The sequence below is a fragment of the uncultured Maritalea sp. genome (assembly GCF_937139385.1).
In the GTDB taxonomy this organism is placed as follows: Bacteria; Pseudomonadota; Alphaproteobacteria; order Rhizobiales; family Devosiaceae; genus Maritalea; species Maritalea porphyrae_A.
This window is the reverse complement of sequence record NZ_CAKZPW010000019.1, coordinates 1-3137: the sequence shown is the minus strand read 5'-3', so window position 1 is coordinate 3137 and position 3137 is coordinate 1. Positions and strand designations below refer to the sequence as shown.

Below are 3137 nucleotides of genomic sequence, written 5' to 3'. Positions count from 1 at the left end.
CAAGTTGAGGATAGTCAATTAATCCGCGTTTAGCTTTGCAAAATCATTCTTGTAATCGTGTATCCAGCATAGGCTGATACCGCCGAAAGCACGCCGCCCCAAACAATATCAACGGCCACAACTTCCCACGACCAGCCCTTGAGCGTTGCCATATTGGTAATGTCGTATGTGGCATAGGCCAGCAAACCGAACACAGTCGCATTTACAACTGCAATGGTGGCATTCCCGTCTTTTAACGCCGGTATGATGGCCAAATGCACGATGCCCATAACGTAGAATAGATAAAAGAAGGCCGCGATCCCTAGATTTGGTTGATCAAGCAGCAATGGCCCCAAGCGTTCAAAATAAAATTTGCGCGCCACAAAGCTGAGCCAGATGAAGTCAATGCCTAAGAACACCACAAGCGTTCCAAAATAGGCAACCAGATACTGTGTCATTTTAAATCCCCTTGGTTGCTCTTGATAACGCAACAGCGGCCAAAACGGTTCACATTAGTTTTATTGTGATCCATGTGCCTTTCTGAACCGTTTGAACTATAATGGGTTTTAAACGCGAGTGACATAATGCAAAAACAAAACATCGCAATTGTTGGTTCTGGAATTTCTGGACTATCTGCTGCCTGGCTTCTTTCTAAAAATCATAATGTAACAATTTATGAAGCCGGCAGTTACCTAGGGGGCCACACCAACACGGTTGATGTAGAAACATTTGACGGCAAAACCGCCGTCGACACTGGCTTCATTGTTTATAACGAACCCAATTATCCAAATCTAACCGCGCTTTTTGATCATCTAGACATTAAGTCTCATCACACAGATATGAGCTTCGCCTTCTCAACAAACGAGGGCCGCTACGAATATTCAGGCTCTGGAGCGAACGGCTTTTTCGGTCAACGTCGCAATGTCATCAACCCCAATCATTGGCAACAGCTCAACGATATGATGCGGTTTTTCAAAACCGCACCTGAGCGCATAACCGCCTACAACGACAATATCTCGTTGGGCGACTATTTGCTGGCCGAAAAATTCTCACAATTCTTCATCAATAACCACGTCATCCCAATGGGCGCGGCCATTTGGTCCACCGACGCTGCGGAAATGATGGCTTACCCAGCCAAAACCTTTATCGATTTTTACGCCAACCACGCGCTGCTTAAAATCAAGCAGAAGCCAGATTGGCGCTCTGTTGCCGGTGGAGCTCGCACTTATGTGGATCGTTTGGTTGAAACTGGTGATTTTGATTTCCAACTCAACAACCCCATTCAATCCATTGTTCGGCACGAGAATTACGTGCATATTGTTGATAGCAACGGGGTCTTGCGTGCCTTCGATCAGGTGGTGATGGCAACCCACGCGGACACCACACTGCAATTGCTCGACCAACCGGACGAACTTGAAACGGGTCTATTGCGCAATTTTCCCTATCAATTGAACAAGGCAGTTCTACATTCCGACAAAGCCTGGATGCCAAAACGCAAGCGCATCTGGTCTTGCTGGAACTACATGAAAGACCAAACGCAAAGTGAAGATAAGCTTTGCGTAACTTATTGGATGAATGAACTGCAACAGCTCACAACCCAACAAGATCTGTTTGTTACATTGAACCCTACGGGCGAAATTGACGAGCATGAAATCTATGCCGAGTTCGACTATATGCACCCTGTTTTTGATGCCAACGCCATCGAAGCACAAAAGTCACTTTGGTCGTTGCAAGGCCGTAACCGCACATGGTTCTGTGGTGCCTACTTTGGCTATGGCTTCCACGAAGATGGCATTCAATCTGGCCTCGCGGTTGCTGAACAACTTGGTGGGGAACGACGTCCTTGGACTGTTGCAAAAGAGTCTGGACGCATTCACGTCCAAACACCCCAAGAAACTGTGGCGGCACAATGAGTATCTCCAACGCAATCTACAAAGGCACAGTAACACACAAGCGGCTCCGCCCCGTTAAACATGGGCTGAGCTACGGTGTGTTCAACTTGCTAGTAGATTGCGATGAAATTGAACAGCTCGCGAAAAAGCTCAAGTTCTTTTCTCACAACAAGCCAAACATTGTCAGTCTTTACGATAAAGACTTTGGCGATAGCAAAAACATCAAAGTTTATCTGCAAACGCTTGCCCAAAAGGCTGTGCCTGACCTTTCGATAACGAAGTTCAAGATGCTTACCTACCCGCGCATTTTTGGCTACGCGTTTAACCCCATTACAGTCTATTTCGGGCTGGATGAGGCAGGTAAAACCCGCCTGATGATCTATGAGGTCAATAATACCTTTGGGCAGCGCCATACCTATGTGATCCCCGCAGAACAACGCGAAGACGGCATGATCTGGCAAAATTGCGACAAGCAGTTTTATGTGTCGCCCTTCAACGATGTTAGCGGCAACTACACGTTTCACGTCACCCCAATTAGTGAAAAACTAACTGTCGGTGTCGCGCTGCGCGATGACGAGGGTCCACTGCTCAACGCCTTTTTTGCAGGGCAACGGCAAGAGCTCACAGATAGCCAATTGATAAAGGCGATCGTCGGCACCGGCTGGATGACCGCCAAAGTAATGCTTGGCATTCACTTAGAAGCGCTCAAACTTTGGGTGAAAGGCGTGAAGTTAAAACCACGCCCTGAAGCGCCTAACCGTGCGATCGAGTTTGTGAAAAAGAAAACCGAACCCGCCGAATAAAATCAGCAGATTTACACAAAAGAAATGGGGCTTTACTGCCCCATAATCCGTCGCATCGCCCAATAAAATGGGCGGTAAGGCAATATCCGCAATGCCTTCATAATCAAGGCAAACCGCCAAGGGAAAATGATCTCCACCTTTTGCTTGTCCAGCCCTTCAGCAATAAAACGCGCCGCTTCATCCGCTGTAATAAGGTCTGGCATCGGGAACGGATTGTCTTTGGTTGCCGGCGTATCCACAAACCCAGGGTTAATCACCGTCACATGTATGCCGAACTTTTCCAATTCCGGCTTTAGCGTTTCAGCCAAGTTGATCAGCGCAGCCTTTGTTGGCCCATATGCCATAGAACGAGGCAGCCCGCGAAACCCAGCCACAGAAGCCATAATAGCAATATGCCCGTGGCCGCGTGCCCTCATCAGGGGGATCAATTTCTCCAGCGCATAAATTACGCCCATATAATTGA

At 47.8% G+C, this 3137-nt stretch carries 4 protein-coding genes; 2 read left to right on the top strand and 2 right to left on the bottom strand.

Annotation, left to right across the window (positions count from 1 at the left end):
* Positions 1 to 29: 29 nt before the first annotated feature.
* Complete coding sequence (locus Q0231_RS00825) at positions 30 to 437, bottom strand: DUF2177 family protein (protein ID WP_299343794.1); 408 nt, start codon at positions 435 to 437, stop codon at positions 30 to 32.
* Positions 438 to 563: 126 nt separating this feature from the next.
* On the opposite strand from Q0231_RS00825, the gene Q0231_RS00820 reads away from it, so the two are divergent.
* Positions 564 to 1892 carry an FAD-dependent oxidoreductase gene (locus Q0231_RS00820; RefSeq protein ID WP_299343791.1) on the top strand — a complete coding sequence of 443 codons (1329 nt, stop codon included), beginning with the start codon at positions 564 to 566 and terminating at the stop codon, positions 1890 to 1892.
* Positions 1889 to 2674 carry a DUF1365 domain-containing protein gene (locus tag Q0231_RS00815; RefSeq protein WP_299343789.1) on the top strand — a complete coding sequence of 262 codons (786 nt, stop codon included), beginning with the start codon at positions 1889 to 1891 and terminating at the stop codon, positions 2672 to 2674. Before Q0231_RS00820 ends, Q0231_RS00815 begins: the two co-directional genes overlap by 4 nt.
* Positions 2675 to 2706: 32 nt before the next feature.
* Here the strand turns inward: Q0231_RS00815 and Q0231_RS00810 are convergent.
* The coding region (locus Q0231_RS00810) for an SDR family NAD(P)-dependent oxidoreductase (protein ID WP_299343787.1) at positions 2707 to 3137 on the bottom strand (431 nt) is incomplete at its 5' end.

Coding starts and splice junctions, on each gene's coding strand:
- Q0231_RS00825 (WP_299343794.1), bottom strand. CDS start 437: ATGACACAGTATCTGGTTGCCTATTTTGGAACGCTTGTGGTGTTCTTA.
- Q0231_RS00820 (WP_299343791.1), top strand. CDS start 564: ATGCAAAAACAAAACATCGCAATTGTTGGTTCTGGAATTTCTGGACTA.
- Q0231_RS00815 (WP_299343789.1), top strand. CDS start 1,889: ATGAGTATCTCCAACGCAATCTACAAAGGCACAGTAACACACAAGCGG.